Raw genomic sequence first — 19,573 nt, forward strand, 5'->3', positions numbered from 1 at the left:
GGGGGTCGGCGAACGCTCAGCGGCGCACCTTGGAGGCGAACAGGCCCTGCGGCCGCACCATCAGGATCAGCACGATCAGCGACAGCGTGATCACCTTGGCCATGGAGCCGGCCAGGAAGAACTCGGTGATGGACTGGGTCTGCGCGATGCCGAAGGCCGAGACCACCGTGCCCAGCAGGCTGGCCGCACCGCCGAAGGTGACGACCAGGAAGGCGTCCACGATGTAGAGCGAGCCCGAGGTCGGCCCGGTGGAGCCGATGGTGGTGAAGGCGGCCCCCGCCACACCGGCGATGCCGCAGCCGATGGCGAAGGTCAGGCGGTCGGTCTTTTGCGTATCGATGCCCGTGGCATTGGCCATCACGCGGTTGGCCACCGTTGCACGGACCCGAAGGCCCCAGCGACTGCGGTGCAGCGCCAGCAGCACGCCGCAGGTGACCACCACCGTGAGCCCCAGCACGAACATGCCGTTGATGGGGATATCCAGGCCCTCGACGGGTGCCCACGAGCCCAGCAGCCAGTCGGGCAAGGTGGGGCTGACTTCCTTGGGGCCGATGAAGGTGCGAAAGCACTGCTGCAGCGCCAGGCTGATGCCCCAGGTGGCCAGCAGCGTATCGAGCGGGCGCTTGTACAGGTGGCGTATCAGGCCCCATTCCACCAGCCAGCCGGCGGCGAAGGCAATGCCGAAGGCGGCCACGATGGCCACCGGAAAGTAGTAGGCCACCAGCTGCGGCGCATGCGTCGACGCGAGCGTGGAGCCCAGGTAGATGGTGTAGGCGCCGATGGTCATGAACTCGCCATGCGCCATGTTGATCACGCCCATCTGCCCGAAGATGATGGCCAGCCCTAGGCCCATGAGCAGCAGCACGGCGAACAGGCTCAGGCCCGCAAAGCCCTGCATGAGGCCGATGTTGAGCATTTCTGAGAAGGTCATGGGTGCTGCTCCTGAGCGCAAACGGGTCGGTACGAAGAACGGGGCACGCAAAGGCACGGCCCAAGCCAGGGACGCCGAGCAAGGGCCGCCCCGCAGCGAGGGCGTCGTCCCCCTCCCGCGAAGCGAGAGAGGGGGAAGCGGCGTAGCCGCTCAGGGGGTGGTTACTGATACCCTTTGGGGAAGGGATCGGGCTTGATAAGCTCCGGCGATTCGGCAACGACCTTGAAGCTGGCGTCCGGCATGCCCATGGCGATGCGCGACTTGCTCCACAGGTGGTGGTTGGCGTCGAGCTTGACGTAGCCCTCGGGCGCGGTCTTGAGCTCGATGCCCGGCGATGCGGCCACCACCTTGTCCACGTCGAAGCTCTTGGCCTTCTCGACCGCGGCCTTCCACAGCCAGGGGCCCAGGTAGCCGGCCTGGGTCACGTCGCCGATCACCGCGTCCTTGCCGTACTTGCCCTTGAAGGCGGCGACGAACTTCTTGTTGTTCTCGTTGTCCAGCGACTGGAAGTACTTCATCGACGAGAAGAAGCCCGCGAAGTTCTCGCCACCCACGCCGGTCATCTCGTCCTCGGTGACCGAGAGCGTGACCAGCAGTTGCTTGTCGCCGGTGATGCCGGCGGCCTTGAGCGCCTTGTAGAAGGCCACGTTGGAGCCGCCCACCACGGCCACGAACAGGCAGTCGGGCTTTTGCACCTTGATCTTGTTCATCAGCGAGCCGAAGTTGGTGCTGCCCAATGGGTAGTACTCCTCGCCGACGATCTTGCCCTTCTGGAAGTTCTCGACATGCTTGCGCGCGATCTTCATCGAGGTGCGCGGCCAGATGTAGTCCGAGCCAATCAGGAAGAAGGTCTTGGCCTTCTTCTCGGTCTTGGCCCACTCCAGGCTGTACAGGATCTGCTGCGTGGCCTCCTGGCCGGTGTAGATCACGTTCTTGGACTGCTCCAGGCCTTCGTAGAAGGTGGGGTAGTAGAGCAGGCCGTTCTCTTTTTCAAACACGGGCAGCACGGCCTTGCGCGAGGCGCTGGTCCAGCAGCCGAACACCGCGGCGCAGTGGTCATTGATGAGCAGCTTCTTGGACTTTTCAGCGAAGGTGGGCCAGTCGGAGGCGCCGTCTTCCTTGATCACCTTGATCTTGCGGCCGAGCACACCGCCCATGGCGTTGATCTGGTCGATGGCGAGCTGTTCGGCCTGGATGGAGCCGGTCTCGGAGATGGCCATGGTGCCGGTGGCCGAATGCAGCTGGCCCACGGTGACCTCGGTGTCCGTCACGGCCAGCTTGGTGGTGTTGACAGCGGCCGTGGTCTGGCCAAAGGACCAGGCCGGCAGGCCGGCCATCGAGGCGGCGCCCATGGCCTGCAGCAGGCGGCGGCGGCCGCCGTCCGTGGAGGGAGGAAGGCCCAGGGCATTCGGATCGGTGAGGTGCTTCATGGTGAAAACGCTCCTTGCTACAGACGGGTTGGATCGGGGTGGTGTGCGGCGCCGGCCGGTTGGGTGCCGCGCTGGGTTGAAGATTAGGGAGAACCCTGGTTCACGCCCATACGTCAATTAACGTAGCCCCTGCGTACGCACTGCCTGCCCGGCGTGGCTAGAACGTTTCTTGCATGGGCCGGTGCATGCACTCTTCCACCCCGTCCAGCGCCCCGCAGCCTGCACCGCAGACGATCTTTCGCTTCCGGCGCGAGTACAACGCCTGGGTGGCCGACGAGACCATGGAGGACTACGCGCTGCGCTACACCCCCAAGAGCTTTCGGCGCTGGAGCGAGTTCCGCGTGGCCAACACCGCCTTCGGCTCGCTGTCCTTCCTGGCGCTGGAGGCCATCGGCGGGGCCATCGCGCTCAACTACGGCTTTTCCAACGCCATGTGGGCCATCCTCGCGGTGGGGGTGCTGATCTTCCTGACCGGGCTCCCCATCGCCTACTACGCGGCGCGCTATGGCCTGGACATGGACCTGCTCACGCGCGGCGCGGGCTTCGGCTACCTGGGCTCGACCATCACCTCGCTGATCTACGCGGTGTTCACCTTCATCTTCTTCGCGCTGGAGGCGGCCATCATGGCGCTGGCGCTGCAGATGGTGGTCGACTGGCCGCTGCAGTGGTGCTACGTGCTGTCCTCGCTGGTCATCCTGCCCATGGCCATGCGCGGCATCACGCTGATCTCGCGCCTGCAGGCCTGGACGCAGCCACTGTGGCTGTTCTTGCTGCTGCTGCCCTTCGTGTGGATCGCGCTCACCCAGCCGCAGCTGTACCGCGACTTCGCCGGGCTCTCGGGCCTCAAGAGCGGCAGCAGCCAGTTCAACCTGCTGATGTTCGGCGTGGCGGGCACGGTTATCTTCTCGCTGGTGGTGCAGATCGGCGAGCAGGTGGACTTCCTGCGCTTCCTGCCCGAGCGCACGGCCGCCAACCGCTGGCGCTGGTGGGGCGCGGTGCTGGTGGCCGGCCCGGGCTGGATCGTGATGGGCATGCTGAAGATGGCGGGCGGCGCCTTCCTGGCGTTCGCGGCGCTGCAGTTCGAAGTGGGCACCACGCGCGCGGCCGAGCCCACGCAGATGTTCCTCGCGGGCTTCCACCAGGTCATGCAGGCGCTGGGCCTGCCGGGCCTGGCAGTGGCGGTCACGGTGCTGTTCGTCGTGGTCTCGCAGATCAAGATCAACCTGACCAATGCCTACGCGGGCTCGCTTGCCTGGTCCAACTTCTTCGCGCGCATCACGCGCAGCCACCCCGGGCGCGTGGTCTGGCTGGTGTTCAACGTGGGCATTGCCACGCTGCTCATGACGCTCGGGGTGTTCGGCGCGCTCGAGAAGGTGCTGGCCGTCTACAGCAACGTGGCCATCGCCTGGGTGGGGGCGCTGGTCGCCGACCTGGTGATCAACAAGCCGCTCGGGCTGTCGCCGCCGGGCATCGAGTTCCGGCGCGCGCACCTGTACGACTTCAACCCCGTGGGGCTGGGCTCCATGGTGCTGGCGGCCACGGTGGCCTGTTGCGCCTATGCCGGCATGCTGGGCGAAATGGCGGCCGCGTTCTCGCCCTTCATCGCGCTCGTGCTGTCGATGGCGCTGGCCCCGCTGCTGGCCTGGGCCACCAAGGGGCGCTATTACCTGGCGCGCCAGCCCGACACCACCTGGCAACCCGGAGAGGCCGTGCGCTGCACGGTGTGCGAGAACCAGTTCGAGTCCGAGGACATGGCGCGCTGCCCGGCCTACGGCGCGGCCATCTGCTCGCTGTGCTGCTCGCTCGAATCGCGCTGCCACGACCGCTGCAAGACCGGCTCGCGCGCCACCGACCAGCTGCGCGCCGTGGCCGCACTGCTGCTGCCACGCCACTGGGCAGCCAAGGTCAACTTCCGCATGGGGCAGTACCTGATGGTGATGGTCTCGCTGTGCGCGGTGCTGGTGTTCCTGCTCGGCGTGGTCTACGTGCAGGAAAGCCTGGAAACGCCCGCGCAGTTTTTGCGCATGCCGTTCTTCAAGGTCTTCGCGCTGCTGGCGCTGCTGGCCGCCGTGTGCGCCTGGTGGGTGGTGCTGAGCACCGACAGCCGGCGCATGGCGCAGGACGAGTCGGAGCGCCAGACGCAGCTCTTGCTGCAGGAGATCGAGGCGCACAAGCGCACCGACGCCGAGCTGCAGGCCGCCAAGGACCAGGCCGAGTCGGCCAGCCTGGCCAAGACGCGCTACGTGGCCGGCATGACGCATGAATTGCGCTCGCCCCTCAACAGCATCCTCGGCTACACGCAGATCCTGCTCAAGAACCCACAGACCGAGGGCTGGCTGCGCGAGAGCCTGTCCACCATCCAGCACAGCGGGCAGCACATGCATGCGCTGATCGACGGCTCGCTGGAGCTGGCGCGCATCGAGGCCGGCCGGCTGCGCCTGGACCTGGCGCCCCTGCCCCTGCCCGAGCTGATCCAGAACGTGGAAGGCATGCTGCGCCCGCAGGCCGAGGCCAGGGGCCTGCGCTTCGTGGTGCAGACCGAAGGCACCATGCCGGGCTGGATACGCGCCGATGCCAAGCGCCTGCGCCAGATCCTGATCAACCTGCTGTCCAACGCGGTGCGCTTCACCGAGCGCGGCGAGGTGCGGCTGCGCATGGACTTTCGCCCGCATGTCTCGCGCATCGAGGTCATCGACACCGGCATCGGCATCGAGCCGCAGGACCGCGAGCGCATTTTCCTGCCCTTCGAGCGCGGCAGCGCCGGGCGCCGGGCCAGCGAGGCCGGCACCGGCCTGGGCCTGACCATCACGCACTTGCTTACCCAGCTCATGGGCGGCGAGCTCACGGTGGCCAGCACCCCGGGCCAGGGCAGCACCTTCACCGTGCGCCTGTACCTGCCCGGCATCTCGCCCGACCCGGCGTGGCGCCCGGCCCACATGGCGGCCCTGCGCCCGGTGATCGGCCACATCGCCCCGCGCCGCACGCTGCTGGTGGTGGACGACCAGCCGCTGCAGCGCCAGCTGCTGGCCGGCCTGCTGGTGCCGCTGGGCTTCATCGTGCGCGAGGCGGCGAGCGGGCGCGAGTGCGTGGAGATCGTGCGCCAGACCCCGCCCGACCTGGTGCTGCTCGACATCTCCATGGACGACCTCGATGGCTGGCAGACCGCGGGTCTGCTGCGCACCTTGCTGCCTGCCAGCGCGCTGCCCATCGTCTTCGTCTCGGCCAACCAGTTCGACCACGAGCCCGGGCGCCTGGCGGCCATGCAGGTGCAGGGCTTCGTGGGCAAGCCGGTGATCGAGTCCGAGCTGCTGCGTGCGCTGCAGGCGGCGCTGCAGCTCGAATGGGTGCACGACAACACGCCGCAGCCCCTGCCGCCCTCAGCGGGCCAGGCCGCGGGCCCGGTACCCGCTCCCGCCAGCCTGCCCCAGGACCTGCGCGACGGCCTGACGCGCCTGGCGCGCCAGGGCCAGGCCGGTGCCGTGCGCGAGCTGCTGCGCCAGGCACGTGCCCAGCTGCCGGCCCACGCTGCGGCATTGGCCGTGCTGCAGGCCTGTGCCGACCGTTTCGACTTCGAGGCCCTGGCCCGCCACCTTCGCGAACCCGACCATGAACAGTCCCTTTGATCCCACCGCGCCGGTCAGCCCCGGCGTGCCCGGCCAGCGCGTCATCCTGGTGGTGGACGACGCCCTGGACACCCTGCGCATGCTCTGCGACGCGCTCGCCGCCGAGGGCTACGCCGTGCTGGCCGCGCGCGACGCCGAAGAGGCGCTGCAGCGCTTCGACATGGTGGTGCCCGACGGCGTGCTGCTCGACGCGGTGATGCCGGGCATCGACGGCTTCGCGCTGTGCCGCCAGCTCAAGGCCACGCCGCCGTGGTCGCACGTGCCCATCGTGTTCATGACCGGGCTGTCGGACACGGCGCAGATCCTGCAGGGCTTTGCCAGCGGTGGCGTGGACTACGTGGTCAAGCCGCTGCGCATCCCCGAGGTGCTGGCGCGCCTGGCGACCCATGTGCGCAATGCCCAGGCCACGCGCCTGGCGCGCGAGGCAGTGGACGTGGCCGGCCTGGGCGTGGTGGTACTCGATGGCCAGGGCCGCATGGCCTGGCGCTCACCCCAGGCCACGCGCTGGCTGGAAGACGCCTTCGCCCATGCCGAGGCCCCCACCGAGGTGGCCGCCGCCTGGCTGGTGCAGGCCCAGCGCGATGGCGAACAGACCCTGGCCCTGGCCGACGGCCGCCAGCTGCTGGCCCGGCACATGGGCGCCAGCGGCCTGGCCGAATCGATGCTGCTGCTCAGCCACGCCCGGCCCGAGGCCGCAGCGCCGCGCCACCTTCAGCAGGTGGCGCTGACCCCGCGCGAGACCGAGGTGCTCTCGTGGCTCACCAAGGGCAAGACCAACCGCGACATCGCCGACATCCTGGGCATGAGCCCGCGCACGGTGAACAAGCACCTGGAGCACATCTTCGAGAAGCTGGGGGTGGAGACCCGCACGGCAGCAGCCGCCATCGCGGGGCAGTTGCTGCAGGGTTGAGATGAAGCACCTCCTGGCCGCGCCAGTTTCACCCCCTGCGGTCAGGCACCGCTGGTTTCAAGGCTGGGCGATGCCTTGCGCACTGGCCGGCAGGCCGAACACATGGTCGAACACCCAGTTGAAGACAAAGGTGTAGCACAGGAAGAAGACGATCATGCCGATGTCCATCACCAGCGCCTGCCACAGGCTGATGTGGAACCACCAGGCAAAGATCGGCACCAGGGTGACCACCAGGCCCATCTCGAAGCTGATGGCATGCACCACCCGGCGCCTGGTGCTGCGCCCGCGCACTTCCTGGCGCGACTCCCAGCGCTCGAAGGCCCAGTTGAACAGCAGGTTCCAGGCCACGGCGATGAGGGCCGCAACGGCAGCAATCACGCCCGCATGCGCGGCGCCCTGGCCGGTGAGGAAGGCCAGCCCCGCCGTGGCCGCAAAGATGGCGATGAGTTCGTACAGCGTGACGTAAACGACCCGGCGCTTGACGCCCTGCAGGCCGGCGGCAGCCTGCGGCGCTGCCAGGGAGGTGGTGGTGTTCTGCGTTTCCATGGCCCGAACTTTATGTGCTTGCGACTGATATAAAAAGTTAGCTTGTATCAGTTTTTCTGATAGATTAGGACCTTTTCACCCTGACTTCGGGGTCGCGAAATCAGGGTGAAAAGGCCCTAAGCCATGGCTTTTTCCTCGGACAACATCCAGGTCTTCCTGTCCGTGCTGGACCAGGGCTCCTTCTCGGCGGCGGCGCGCAGCCTCTCGCGCGTGCCCTCGGCCGTGAGCATGGCGATTGCCCACCTGGAGGCGGAGCTGGACATGCCGCTCTTCGACCGCAGCGGCCGCGAGCCCCGGGCCACGGCGGCCGCGCGGGCGCTGGAGCCCCAGGCGCGGCTACTGGCCGGGCAGTTGCAGCAGCTCAACGCCCAGGCGCTGTCGCTGACCCAGGGCCTGGAAGAGCGGCTCACGGTGGCGATTGCGCCCGAGCTGCTGGCCTCGCGCTGGACGGAGCCCATCGCCGCCCTGGCGCGCGAGTACCCGCTGCTGCAGGTGGAGGTGCTGGCTGCGCCCCAGGTCGATGCGCTGGAGCTGCTGCACACCGGGCGCGCGCAGCTGGCGCTGGTGTTCGAGCGGCCCAGCATCGACGGGCGCGAAGGCTTCCAGGAGGTGGGCAGCGAGACCCTGGTGGCGGTGATGGCGCCTGACCACCCGGTGCTCCAGGCAGCGCGCGCGGCCGCCGAGGCCCGGGGCGAAGCCGGCGCCCGGGCCCAGCTGCGCGAGGAGCACCTCACGACCACGCGGCAGATCGTGGTGGCCAGCCGCGACCTGGCGCAGATCGACCGGCGCTTCGTCTTTGCGCGCCACCACTGGCGCACCGACAACCACCTGGCCGCCCTGGGCCTGATCGAGGCCGGCCTGGGATGGGGCTGGCAGCCGCGCGCGCTGGTGCAGCCGCGCATCGACGCGGGCACGCTGTTGGAGATGCCCTTCGAGAACCTGAGCAACGGCACGGCGCTGTGGGTGGACGTGGTCTGGTCCAAGGAGCGCCCCTTGGGCCTGGGTGCACGCCGCTTCGTGGAGCTGATGGCGCACGATGCGCTGCGGGCCGGGCATGCACCGGAACAGACCTGCTCGGCACCCGCCTCAGAACACGCGTGACTCGCCGTCCTGCGGGATCCACAGCCGGTGCTGCAGGCCTGCCTGTGCGGCCATCGCTGCCAGATCCGCCCGCGTCGTGGGGCAATGGTCGAGTGCCTCCAGGTGGTTGGCCACCACCAGGCCGGGCGCCAGTGCACAGGCCTCGATCATGTCGCCCCCGTCCATGAGGATCTCGCCCCCCAGGTCGAAACGCGCGCCGCCGGCCGGCAGCACGGCCACGTCGGGCCGCAGCCGGGTGAGGCAGTCGCGCACCTCGGGGGTGAGCACCGTGTCGCCGGCAATGTAGACACTGGGCTCGCCCGGCATCTCGATCAGGTAGCCATGGCCATGCTCCATGAGCCGGCCGACCCAGCCGCGCCCATGCAGGCAGGCGATGGGCGTGATGTGCCCACCGCCCAGGAAGGGCTGCCGGCCGGGACCGGTCAGCGGCTGCACCACCAGGCCACGTGCGGCGAGGTAGTCCGCATCGCGGGGCATGCAGGCGACGGGCGTGCTGCGCCCGCGCAGGAACTGCTTGCCCGCCCGGTCCAGGTGATCGAAGTGGCCGCGCTGGCAATGGGTGATGAGGGCATGCGTCACGCGGCCCAGCACGGCATCGGCCCCTTGAGGTAGCTCCACGATGGGGTTGCGGCGGCGCGTGCCGCCCAGGTAGCGCAGCGTGGGCAGGCCGCCCTGTGGCGAGAGCATGGGGTCGACCAGCAGGACCACGGGCGTGCCCTGAGCCGTGAATTCCAGCACGATGGTGGCGTTGCGCAATTGGGTGATCTTCATGGGAGAGGTGTTGTGGCAATGGATGAAGACCTATTGTTCAAAGGCGTGCGTCTGGTGAAAATGGCCGGAATGGACGATTCATTGCCAATTCATGCCAACCCCGGGTGCTGATTCCCCCTCCCCCTCGCGCCCTTTGCGCCTGGCCCTGCTGCTCTATGAGGGCTGTATGCCTGCGGGCCTGTTTGCCACCGCCGACATGGCGCGCGCGGCCAACCTGCGTGCGGGCAGGCCGCTGTTCGACGTGCTGTGGGTGGGGCTGGACCTGCAGCCGGTTGCCACCTGGCAGGGGCCGGCACTGGCGCCCACCGAGACCCTGGTCCAGGCACAGGCCGATGCCGTGCTGGTGCCAGGCCTGTGGCTGTCGTCACCCGACGAAGTACGGGCCCAGCTGCGCCCCCTGCAACCCCTGGTGCGGGCGCTGCGTGCCCTGCCCGGCCGCACGCAGCTGTGGAGCTACTGTGCCGGCGTGGTGCTGCTGGCGGCCAGCGGTCGGCTCGATGGCCATGCGGCCACGGCCACCTGGTGGCTGCGGGCGGCACTGGAGCAGGAGTTTTCGGCCGTGCACTGGCGCCTGGACGAGCCCCTGGTGGCCCACGCGGCCGCCACCACGGCCGCCGGCGCCAGCGGCTACCTGCCGTTGATGCTGCACGCGCTGGCGGCACGGCTGCCACCCCAGGCGGTGCAGGACCTGCAGGAGGTGCTGATGCTGCCCCGCCCGCGCACCACCCACCCGGTGTTTGCCGGGCTCGACCTGATGGCCCAGGCAGAGCCCGCCCTGCGCAGCGCCATGCTCTGGGTGCAGCGCAGCCCGGCCCAGGGCCTGTGCCTGGCCGACCTGGCGGCGGCCATGCACCTGTCCACCCGCACCCTTGCGCGGCGGGTGCGCGCACACACAGGCCTGTCTGCGGCACACTGGATGCGCCGCATCAAGTTGCGGCAGGCCGGTGATGCCCTGTGCCAGACCCGCTACCCGCTCAAGCGCATCGCCCAGGACCTGGGCTTTGCCAGCGAAGCAGGCCTGCACCGGGCCTTCACCCATGCCACCGGCCAGACGCCCATGGCCTACCGCATGGCCCATGGCAGCCACTGACGGCCCCTTCGATAGTCCTATTCACCGGAGATGCACACCATGAACCCCTTCCAGAGCAGCAGCAAGGCCTTTGGCGAGCGCTGGTCGGCCTGGCAGCCCAAGGCGGACGGCAAGAAAGGCAAGGCTTCCGCCCTGGCCAACTGGGACCCGGGTGCCAAGCCGTTCTCGCTGGGCAGCAAGGCCGAGGACAAGGCGGCCGTGGAGGCCCTGGCGCTGGAACTCGACGCGCTGCAGAACCTGTTCTATGCCGACAAGCGCTACAAGCTGTTGGTGGTACTGCAAGGGACCGACACCTCGGGCAAGGACGGCACCATCCGCGGCGTGTTCGGCCGCATGAGCGCCCTGGGCGTGCGCACCGTGGGCTGGAAAGCCCCCACCGAGACCGAGCGTGCGCACGACTACCTCTGGCGCATCCACCAGCAGGTGCCGCAGGACGGCGAGATCACGGTGTTCAACCGCAGCCAGTACGAGGACGTGCTGGTGCCCGTGGTCAATGGCTGGATCACGCCCGCGCAGCAACAGCAGCGCCTGGCCCACATCAACGACTTCGAGCGCATGCTCAGCGAGACGGGCACCATCGTGCTCAAGTTCCTGCTGCACATCAGCCCCGAGGAGCAACGCCTGCGCTTGCAGGAGCGCCTGGACGACCCGGCCAAGCACTGGAAGTTCAGCATGGGCGACATCGAGGTGCGCAAGCAGTGGAAGGACTACCGCCTGGCCTACGACACCCTGCTCGCCGCCACGCACACGCCCTGGGCGCCCTGGACCATCGTGCCGGCCGACTCCAAGACGCACCGCAACCTGATGATCGCCACCGTGCTGCGCCAGGTGCTGCAGAACCTGGAACTGCGCTACCCGCCGGGGGATCCGCAGCTGGCAGGCTTCAAGGTCGAGTGAGCGTTCAGCGCCCTGGCCGACTCCTGGCCTGCAGGGCCGCAACCACCGCGGCATCGGTGCTGTCCGGCGCCCGGGCCTGGCGCTGCAGCAGATAGTCCAGTGCCGAGGCGCCTTCGGGCCAGGGCAGGTTGGTCTCCAGCCAGGCCCCGCGCACCCAGATCCGGGTGCCACCCGAGCCTGGGTGGCCGGCGACACGCCGGCAGGGCGCATGCGGATCGGCGCCATGCCCTAGCAGCAGCTCCACCAGGGGCAGGCACAGGCCGCGCAGTTCGCTGCCCCGTGCGCACAGCATGCAGGCCACGGCCCCCAGCAAGCTGCCTTCATAGCGCACCCGGGGCGTAGCAAAGGCTTCGCCCCTGGCCGCCAGGTTGTCGGCGCTGAACACGACGGGGGTGTTGGCGTTGAGCCCGCGCTCCAGCAGGCGGCGAAAGATGCCGAGGACAGCGTCCACGCGCTGCCCGTCCAGAGCGATGGGCTCCTCACCCTCGGCTGCACCCTGCTCGTACCAGTGCCACCCGAGCAGCGCGCCCAGCACCTCCTCCTGGACCGCTTCCGGCGTCAGCCAGCCAGCGATGCCGGCGCCCGCATCCAGCAGTTCCAGGGCGAGGCGCACATCCCGCGCCGCCCCCTGAAAATTGCGCAGCAGCATGCGCACCGCCGGATAGTCGTCACGCCAGACCGAGGTGTCGAGGTCGACGCCCGCAGCCGCCAGCTGCGCCGGGGTTTCGGCATCGCGGTAGCCACAGCGCATGCGGTCCAGACGGGCCACGTCGCTCATCTGCAGGGGTGGCACCGAGCAGGCGCCCCGGGCCTCCAGCACCGCCAGGACTTCCGCGCTGTCCTGGAAGAACTCGACGCTGTGGAACAACAGGCTGCCGACCTCCTGCGCAGACTCCTCCTCGTACAACCTGGCATTCACGTCCACGCCTTCCTGGGCGAGCAGCCACTTGAGCAGTTTGGGGTGTGCGCACACGGCCTGCACCACGGCCACGGAGCGCGACAGTGCCACCAGGTCTGCGCCTGGCAGCGCCAGCAGCGCGACCAGCATGGCTTCGCGCCTGCAGCCGCCATGCTGGGCGATCTGGCTGGCCCCTCGGTGGCCCAGGGCAGGCAGGGGGCCAGGTCCACACGGGCATCGAACATGGCGCGCACGGACTTTTCCATGCCCCCGCGCAGGGCGTGCATGAACAGGGGCATGCCCTGGGCCGCGGCGTCCGCAGAGGCCCCGGCCTTGATCTCCTTGGCGAGCGCGCCATCCTTGCTCTCGAGCACCAGCTCGTACAAGCGGTCGCCTTCGGACAGGGCGGGCTTGGGAAAGGCCTTGACAGTGATGCGCTTGCCCGCGTGGTGGTGCGTGGTGTCCGACTCGCCCACCTGGCTGTTGAAGACCTGCACACGCAGGTACTCGGCACCCGCGGCATGCAGGGCGAGGATCTGCGCCTTCTCCAGTGCATCGTGCGCCGAGGCGTCTATGCTGCAGCGCAAGGTCGTGCCCAGCAGCGACGCACTGAGCACCGAGGGCTGGTCCCAATCGGCAAAGATGCCGCCCAGGAGTTCGGGCCAGGCACTGCAGGGGGTGCCGATAGCGGCCAGCAGCTTGCCGTGCAGGGTGGAAAGCGCGTCGGCATCGGAGCCGATGCAGGTGAAGGTGTACGTGCTGGCGGACATGGAACGTGAGGCGTTGGAGATGCCCTCGAGGGTAGCAAGCCAGGGGCGCTGCGCGCCGGTTCCAGACACCGATCGGGCCAATTGGCAGGTTATGCATCAAATGCATAATCCTGTAACACTCCGGCCTTGGACAGGGACAACAGGCAGGCATAAGCTCCGTGGCTTGAACTTATCCCACAAGGAAATTCACATGTCGCAATCTTCCGGCGCTCCGGCCACCAGCTCCAAGTTGGGCGCCGTCCATACCCTGCCGTCCTACCTCCAAGCAGACAACCTCGGCCCCTGGGGCGTCTACCTGCAGCAGGTGGACCGTGTCACGCCCTACCTGGGCCACCTGGCCCGCTGGGTCGAGACGCTCAAGCGCCCCAAGCGCGCGCTGATCGTGGACGTACCGATCGAGCTGGACAACGGCACCATCGCCCACTTCGAGGGCTACCGCGTGCAGCACAACACCTCGCGCGGCCCGGGCAAGGGCGGCGTGCGCTTCCACCAGGACGTGACGCTGTCGGAAGTGATGGCCCTGTCGGCCTGGATGTCGATCAAGAACGCCGCGGTGAACGTGCCCTACGGCGGTGCCAAGGGCGGCATCCGCGTGGACCCCAAGAAGCTCTCCCTCGGTGAACTTGAGCGCCTGACGCGCCGCTACACCAGCGAGATCGGCATCATCATCGGCCCCTCCAAGGACATCCCTGCGCCGGACGTGAACACCAACGGCCAGATCATGGCCTGGATGATGGACACCTACTCGATGAACACCGGCGCCACCGCCACCGGCGTGGTCACCGGCAAGCCCGTGGACCTGGGCGGCTCGCTCGGCCGCGTGGAGGCCACCGGCCGCGGTGTCTTCACCGTGGGCGTGGAAGCCGCCAAGCTCACCGGCCTGTCGCTCGACGGTGCCCGCGTGGCGGTGCAGGGCTTCGGCAACGTCGGCGGCATCGCCGGCAAACTGTTTGCCGAGGCCGGCGCCAAGGTCGTGGCCGTGCAGGACCACACCGGCACCATCTTCAACGGCAAGGGCCTCGATGTACCGGCCCTGCTGGCCCACGTGAAGGCGCGTGGCGGCGTGGGTGGCTTTGCCGGCGCCGACACCATGGCAGCCGACGAGTTCTGGGGCGTGGACTGCGAGATCCTGATCCCGGCCGCGCTGGAAGGCCAGATCACCGAGCACAATGCCGGCCAGATCAAGGCCAAGCTGGTGATCGAGGGCGCCAACGGCCCCACCACCCCCGAGGCCGACGACATCCTGCACGACAAGGGCGTGCTGGTGCTGCCCGACGTGATCGCCAACGCCGGCGGCGTGACGGTGAGCTACTTCGAATGGGTGCAGGACTTCTCCAGCTTCTTCTGGAGCGAGGACGAGATCAACGCCCGCCTGGTGCGCATCATGCAGGATGCCTTTGCCGGCGTCTGGCAGATTGCCCAGGAGCACAAGGTGAGCCTGCGCACCGCCACCTTCATCGTGGCCTGCCAGCGCATCCTGCACGCCCGCGAAATGCGCGGCCTGTATCCCTGATATTTCTTTTTTTGCAAGAACCGCGGCCGCCTATCCGGCGGCCCCCGGTCCGACCCAGCCGCCAGCACCGCACCCGGTGCTGGCGGCTTTTTTCCGGGAGGTGCCTGTTGCGTCCGGGCGACGCCGCACACCCGCGTTCATGCCTGTTGTCGGCACGATGCGACCGCTGGGCGGCTGCTGAAACAGGCAGATACGCACGCCAACAAATGGAAATGATTGCCCCGCAGGCCGCGTGGGAGACTGCCTTTTCATCTCGGCAATCCCAGGAGACAACGGTGGCCCTTCCCTCCCTGCGCAGCGTCATGGCGCGCTTCATGCTGAGCCGCCTGCGCACCGCCCGCTCGGTGGCCCGCCTGGCCTACCGACTGCATGGCAGCAAGCGCGCCCTCATCGACCGGCGCGGCACCCTCACCTACCAACAGCTGCACGACCGCGTGCTGCGCCTGCACGGCTGGATGCAGGCGCAGGGCGTCCAGCAGGGCGACATCGTCTTCACCTGGTTGCCTGAGACCGGCGAGCAGTACGAGACGCGCCTGGCCACGTTCGAGAACGGCACCATCTTCGCGAGCTTCCACAAGCACCTGTCGGCCCAGGCCGCGCTCGATACCCTGCTGCGCGTGAAACCCGCCGTGTTCATCCACGACCCGGCGCTGAGCGAGCCCATCCTGGCCACCGTGCGCGAGCGCATGCCCGGCCTGCACATCCTGGCCCTGGGCAAGCCCTACGAGGACGCGCTGGCCCAGGCCACGCCCACGCGCGGCACGGCCAGGGTGCACGAGGACGAGGTGTTCGCGCTGCACATGACCTCGGGCACCACCGGGCTGCCCAAGGCCATCGGCTACACCCACCGCAAGTACCTGGACAGCGTGCGCTTCATTGCCCAGTCGATCAACTTCACCCCCCCGGCCAGCGGCCAGGACATCAACATGCTGGGCCTGCCGCTCACCGGGCCGGGCTCGGGCCTGGTGCTGCCCACGCTGCTCTCGGGCGCGGTGCTGGTGATGCCCGAGAACTTCCGCTCGGCCACGCTGGCCGGGCTGATCGAGCGCCACAAGGTCTCGCGCGCCTTCCTCTCGCCGTCGGCCATCATCGACCTGCTGGACGACCCGGAGCTGCCGCGCTACCGCCTGGCCTCGCTGACCCATGTGCCCTATGGCTCGGAAATGATGCCCGCGCCCAAGATCGCCGAAGCCATCCGCCGCTTCGGCCCCATCTTCCAGCAGGGCTACGGCTGCCTGGAGGCTCTGCCGCCCATCACCTGGCTGCTGCCGCACGAGCATGTGGACGCCAGCGGCGCGCCACTGGGCCTGGACATCCTGTCGTCGGTGGGGCGCGTGATGCCCGGCGTGGACGTGGTGATCCGCGATGACGACTTCCATCCGCTGCCCCTGGGCTCCACGGGCCTCATCACGGTACAGACCCCGGTGCAATTCGAGCGCTACTGGCACGACCCCGAGAAAACGGCCGAGACGCTTCGCAACGGCTGGGTGGTGATGGGTGACACGGGCTATTTCGACAAGGCAGGCTACCTGCACGTGCTGGGCCGCAATGCCGACCGCGTGCGCAAGGACGGCCAGTTGCTCAACCCGCGCGAGGTGGAAGAAGTCACGCACCAGCACCCCGCCGTCAAGGAATGCTGCCTGGTGCAGCACGGCGAGCAGGCCGTGCTGGTGGTCAGCCTGCGCCAGAGCTGGCGCACCGAGCACAACTGGCGTGCGCTGGAGCACGACATCACCGAGTACCTGGCCGAGAACCTGACCGCGGCACTGCAGCCCGACCGCGTGCGCATCGTGCCCGAGATCCCGCGCAGCTTCCTCAACAAGATGTTGCGCCGCGAGGTGCGTGCCATGCTCGACGCCGAAGAGCCCGTGGCCGAACCGGCGCACGCGCTGTGAGCGGGCCGACCGCCGCGCAGGCCGCCACCACCGCCGACACCAGGCTGCCGCTGGGCACCAAGCTCGGCTACGCCGTGGGCAACGTGGGCCTGCAGATGCTGATCGCCGCCATGGGCTTCCTGCTCATGATCTTCTACACCGACGTGGCCCTGGTGCCGCCGGCCGTGGCCGGCGCCGCGCTGCTGGTGGGCAAGGTGTGGGACACCATCAACGACCCGCTGTTCGGCTGGGTGACGGACCGCACGCGCTCGCGCTGGGGCCGCCACCGCGTGTACCTCATCTACGGCGCGATTCCGCTGGCCGTGGTGTCGGCCGCGGTATGGATGGTGCCCCCGGGCCTGTCGCCCGTGGCGGCGTTCCTGTGGATTGCCATCACCTACACACTGTTCGACACGCTGATGACGCTGGTGCAGCTGCCCTACCAGGCCATGGCCGCCAACCTCACGCGCGACTACGACGAGCGCACCAGCCTCACGGCCTTTGCCTCGCTCGGTGCCCTGATCGGCTTCTTCGCGGGCAGCGTGCTCATGCCAGTGCTGGTGCGTGCCGCGCCCGATGCGCGCACGGGCTACGCGCTGGCCGGTGCCTGCTTCGGCCTGGCCGCCGGCATGGCGGTGGCCGTGGTGGCCTGGCGCGTGCGCGAGCCCGTGGCCGACGAGGCACCCGCCCCCGCCGACCCCTCGCCTGCCTGGGATTCGGTGCGCCGTACCTTGCTGGGCACGCTGCGCAACCGGCCCTTCCTGCTGCTGGTGAGCGCGGCCGGCCTGGTGCGCCTGGGCCTGACCCTGGTGCAGGGCGCGCTGGCCTATTTCGTCATCTACCAGCTGCAGGGCACTCAGGGCGACCTGCCGCGGCTCATGGCCATCCTGCTCGGGGTGGTGGCGGTCTCGCTGTTCGTCTGGAAGCGCGTGGTGGACCGCTGGGAGAAGAACCGGGCCTACATGCTGGGCCTGGTGTTCAGTGCCGCGGGCCTGGTGGTGCTGTACTGGATCGGGCCGGGCCAGCAGGGGGCGGTGGCCGCCGTGCTGGCGCTGATCGGCATCGGCATGGGCGCGCACTGGATCGTGCCCTTCGCGATGGTGCCTGACACCATCGACCACGGCCACATGCTCGCGGGCGAGCGCACCACCGGCATGTACTACGGCCTGTTCGGTCTGGTGGACAAGATCGCGCGCACGCTGGCCACGGTGATCGTTGCGGCCGTGCTGGACATCACGCACTACGTACCCAACGTGGCCCAGTCGCCCGAGGCGCTGGGCGGCATACGGCTCATGACCGGCCCGCTGCCCGCACTGTGCCTGGCGCTGGCGATTCCGCTGCTGCTGGTCTACCCCATCACGCGCGCGCGGCACGGCGAGATCCGCCGCAGCGTGGGCGACGTGCGCGACAGCCAGTTCACGGGCTGAGCTGGGGCCCTGCGGGCAGCGCTGGAACCACCGGGTCCACCCAGCGCAAGGCCAGGCAGAACGGCTGCGCACAAGGCGTGCGCCCCGCATAAGGGCAGCCAGCCACCTCGCACAGCGGCCGTTCGCGCTCACGCTCCTCATCGACCGGCAGATGGCCACTGGCCTGCAGCACCGCCATCTGCGTCCAGGGGTCCAGGCGCTGGCCTGGCGCGAGCAGCATCTCTCGGCCATAGACCGAAGCCGGCACCTGCGCCTGGAAGTCCAGCACCAGGAGCGCACTGGTGCGCGCCGTGGCCGCGGCTTCAGGCCCCTGCAGCACCAGCGCGAACACCCCCGACTGCAGCGCCTGCGCATTGCCGGAAAACGGCACCTGCAACGGCGCCGGCGCGCCCAGCCCCGCCGCGGCGAGAGGTGTCGACTGCGACGCCATCCAGGGCACCGGCACGCGCAGGGTCAGCGCAAAGCTGCGTGGCCCCTCGGGCGTCTGCACCGTGCCCTGGCGCACCAGCCAGGTCTGCAGCGGCGGCTGCCCGGGCTCGGCATCGCCTTTCTCCAGTGCATGCGCCAGGCCCACGGGCCAGGGCTGGGCCGCAACCACGCGCTGGGGAATGCCACTGCCCTCGGTGAGCTGCGCCACCAGGGCGCCCACCATGCGCAGCGCCGGGGCGTCCAGCCCCTCGGCCGGCCAGGCCGCAGACAGCGGTGCTGCCGCGGACGCAGCAGGTGCTGGCACCGGCGCCCCCGGTGCCAGCGCCGCAGGCAGCAGGTTGCGCACCGCAGCGCCCGCCGGGCTGGCCGCCGCCGCATGGCCCCGCGGATCGAAGCCCGCGCCCAGGGGGCCACGCGCCTGCGGCGAAATGCTGGCCTTGTCGGCCACTGCCGGCGCCGGGGGCGCTGCCCCGGGCACGGGTGCGGCAGGGGCCGCGGGTGCTGCGGGATCGCCCAGCGGAAACGGCGCACGCGCCGGGGCCGCCTTGTCGGTCCCGAGCAGCGCGGCCTGGCGCTGCAGCGCCGCCTCGGCCAGGAACTGGGCCACGGGCGGCAGGGCGCCAGGGCGAGAGGGGTCGATGGGTGCAGCCATGCGGGCGGTGGGGTGAAGGCCCGATTCTGGAGCGATTCGACCCCGCTGAACAGCGGCACCCGATCACCGGCCCACCCGGCCTGCGTCAGAATCCGGCCTGCCCACGCCACCATGCCCACTCCACCCTCGCCGCCTTCGCTGCCGCCCCATCCCTGGGTGGCCCCTGCCCTGCTCGCCGCCGTGGCCGGTTTCCTGCTGCTCAGCGCCGCGCTGTTCGCGCCCAGCTGGGAGCGCGCCTTCCGCTCCGACGCCTCGCCGGCCGCCTGGCTGTCGAGCGCGCTGCTGCTCACCCTGTCCGTCACCGCGCTGCGGCTGACCGCCGAGCGCGCCCTGCCCCGGCTGCTGGGCATCTGGCTGGTGCTGGCCTTCGGCGCGCTGGCGCTGGACGAGCAGTTCATGCTGCACGAGCTGTGGAAGTTCCGCTGCATCGAATGGACCGCGGCCTGCCAGTCGACCTGGGTGCGCGAGGCGCCCCTGCTGGCTGTGGGCGGGGTCGGCGTGGCCACGCTGGCCTGGCTGCACCGCGCGCTCAGCCACCGCAGCACGCAGGCACTGGTGTGGGCCGGCCTGCTGGTCGGCCTGTGGGCGATTGCCGTCGACCAGTGGCCCGGCGTGCCGCCAGCATTGGAAACCTTCGAGGAGGTCTTCGAGGTGCTGGCCGAGGCCCTGGTGCTGGCGGCATTGCTGCGCCAGCCGGCTCCACCACCTTAG

Annotated in this window: 15 protein-coding genes; 9 read left to right on the forward strand and 6 right to left on the reverse strand. The window is 69.4% G+C overall.

Features of this window, described 5'->3' with window-relative positions:
- Positions 1 to 16: 16 nt before the first annotated feature.
- Both urtB and urtA read right to left on the reverse strand, forming a co-directional pair.
- On the reverse strand, positions 17 to 931 hold the full coding sequence (urtB, locus tag PMI14_RS29085; protein ID WP_007860428.1) for an urea ABC transporter permease subunit UrtB: 915 nt from the start codon (positions 929 to 931) through the stop codon (positions 17 to 19).
- Positions 932 to 1,092: 161 nt separating this feature from the next.
- Positions 1,093 to 2,361, reverse strand: coding sequence for an urea ABC transporter substrate-binding protein (gene urtA / locus PMI14_RS29090; RefSeq protein ID WP_007860429.1), 1,269 nt, complete (start codon positions 2,359 to 2,361; stop codon positions 1,093 to 1,095).
- A gap of 185 nt (positions 2,362 to 2,546) precedes the next feature.
- On the opposite strand from urtA, the gene PMI14_RS29095 reads away from it, so the two are divergent.
- Both PMI14_RS29095 and PMI14_RS29100 read left to right on the forward strand, forming a co-directional pair.
- Complete coding sequence (locus tag PMI14_RS29095) at positions 2,547 to 5,984, forward strand: ATP-binding protein (RefSeq protein WP_007860431.1); 3,438 nt, start codon at positions 2,547 to 2,549, stop codon at positions 5,982 to 5,984.
- Complete coding sequence (locus tag PMI14_RS29100; RefSeq protein WP_007860445.1) at positions 5,968 to 6,894, forward strand: response regulator; 927 nt, start codon at positions 5,968 to 5,970, stop codon at positions 6,892 to 6,894. Before PMI14_RS29095 ends, PMI14_RS29100 begins: the two co-directional genes overlap by 17 nt.
- Before the next feature lie 57 nt (positions 6,895 to 6,951).
- On the opposite strand, the gene PMI14_RS29105 is transcribed toward PMI14_RS29100, so the two are convergent.
- A complete protein-coding gene (locus tag PMI14_RS29105) occupies positions 6,952 to 7,440 on the reverse strand; it encodes a PACE efflux transporter (protein ID WP_007860447.1) in 489 nt (162 codons plus the stop codon).
- A gap of 123 nt (positions 7,441 to 7,563) precedes the next feature.
- Between PMI14_RS29105 and PMI14_RS29110 the strand changes: the two genes are divergently transcribed.
- Complete coding sequence (locus PMI14_RS29110; protein ID WP_007860449.1) at positions 7,564 to 8,541, forward strand: LysR family transcriptional regulator; 978 nt, start codon at positions 7,564 to 7,566, stop codon at positions 8,539 to 8,541.
- Here the strand turns inward: PMI14_RS29110 and PMI14_RS29115 are convergent.
- Complete coding sequence (locus PMI14_RS29115) at positions 8,527 to 9,312, reverse strand: MBL fold metallo-hydrolase (RefSeq protein ID WP_007860451.1); 786 nt, start codon at positions 9,310 to 9,312, stop codon at positions 8,527 to 8,529. The genes PMI14_RS29110 and PMI14_RS29115 overlap by 15 nt on opposite strands.
- A 166-nt stretch (positions 9,313 to 9,478) precedes the next feature.
- On the opposite strand from PMI14_RS29115, the gene PMI14_RS29120 reads away from it, so the two are divergent.
- Positions 9,479 to 10,402, forward strand: a complete 924-nt coding sequence (locus PMI14_RS29120; protein ID WP_238541925.1) for a GlxA family transcriptional regulator — start codon at positions 9,479 to 9,481, stop codon at positions 10,400 to 10,402.
- A gap of 30 nt (positions 10,403 to 10,432) precedes the next feature.
- Positions 10,433 to 11,299, forward strand: coding sequence for a phosphate--nucleotide phosphotransferase (locus PMI14_RS29125; protein WP_035206279.1), 867 nt, complete (start codon positions 10,433 to 10,435; stop codon positions 11,297 to 11,299).
- Positions 11,300 to 11,303: 4 nt separating this feature from the next.
- On the opposite strand, the gene PMI14_RS33825 is transcribed toward PMI14_RS29125, so the two are convergent.
- Complete coding sequence (locus PMI14_RS33825) at positions 11,304 to 12,347, reverse strand: hypothetical protein (protein ID WP_052024536.1); 1,044 nt, start codon at positions 12,345 to 12,347, stop codon at positions 11,304 to 11,306.
- 810 nt (positions 12,348 to 13,157) lie between these two features.
- Between PMI14_RS33825 and PMI14_RS29135 the strand changes: the two genes are divergently transcribed.
- The 3 genes from PMI14_RS29135 (at position 13,158) to PMI14_RS29145 (ending at position 17,781) form a co-directional block, all read left to right on the forward strand.
- Complete coding sequence (locus tag PMI14_RS29135) at positions 13,158 to 14,480, forward strand: Glu/Leu/Phe/Val dehydrogenase (protein WP_007860465.1); 1,323 nt, start codon at positions 13,158 to 13,160, stop codon at positions 14,478 to 14,480.
- A gap of 275 nt (positions 14,481 to 14,755) precedes the next feature.
- Positions 14,756 to 16,375 (forward strand): class I adenylate-forming enzyme family protein, encoded by a 1,620-nt coding sequence (locus tag PMI14_RS29140; RefSeq protein WP_007860467.1) that lies wholly within the window; start codon positions 14,756 to 14,758, stop codon positions 16,373 to 16,375.
- Positions 16,372 to 17,781 (forward strand): MFS transporter, encoded by a 1,410-nt coding sequence (locus PMI14_RS29145; RefSeq protein ID WP_007860469.1) that lies wholly within the window; start codon positions 16,372 to 16,374, stop codon positions 17,779 to 17,781. Before PMI14_RS29140 ends, PMI14_RS29145 begins: the two co-directional genes overlap by 4 nt.
- Here the strand turns inward: PMI14_RS29145 and PMI14_RS29150 are convergent.
- A complete protein-coding gene (locus PMI14_RS29150; protein WP_007860471.1) occupies positions 17,771 to 18,862 on the reverse strand; it encodes a hypothetical protein in 1,092 nt (363 codons plus the stop codon). The two genes, PMI14_RS29145 and PMI14_RS29150, sit on opposite strands and share 11 nt — an antisense overlap.
- 111 nt (positions 18,863 to 18,973) lie before the next feature.
- Between PMI14_RS29150 and PMI14_RS29155 the strand changes: the two genes are divergently transcribed.
- Complete coding sequence (locus PMI14_RS29155; protein ID WP_007860472.1) at positions 18,974 to 19,573, forward strand: hypothetical protein; 600 nt, start codon at positions 18,974 to 18,976, stop codon at positions 19,571 to 19,573.

It is taken from the genome of Acidovorax sp. CF316 (genome assembly GCF_000276605.1).
Classification (GTDB): Bacteria; Pseudomonadota; Gammaproteobacteria; order Burkholderiales; family Burkholderiaceae_C; genus Acidovorax.